The sequence below is a fragment of the Leifsonia sp. HAY1-4F genome, from assembly GCF_056755275.1.
This window is the reverse complement of the sequence record NZ_JBNDHX010000753.1, coordinates 1-229: the sequence shown is the minus strand read 5'-3', so window position 1 is coordinate 229 and position 229 is coordinate 1. Positions and strand designations below refer to the sequence as shown.

Sequence of the window (229 nt, the reverse complement as noted above, 5' to 3'; positions counted from 1 at the left end):
CCTCCAGGCGCTGCCATCATTGATGCGGAACGCTGCATCGTCATGCCCGGCATGATCGACGCGCATCGTCATAGCTGGTTGTCCAGCACCCGGACTTCGGCATCCGGTTGGACCTCGTACAACTTCTTGAAGCACATTCGCGGCAAAGCGATGCAGGACTACCGGCCCAAGGACCTGTACATCTCAGCCCTTGTGGGCATGCTCGACGCCCTCGAAGGAGGGGTAACGA

1 pseudogene is annotated in these 229 nt (G+C 59.8%); it reads left to right on the top strand.

The annotated features are described in order from the left end of the window. Positions 1-229, top strand: a pseudogene (locus ACPYOG_RS21215) (amidohydrolase family protein); the annotation flags it as partial.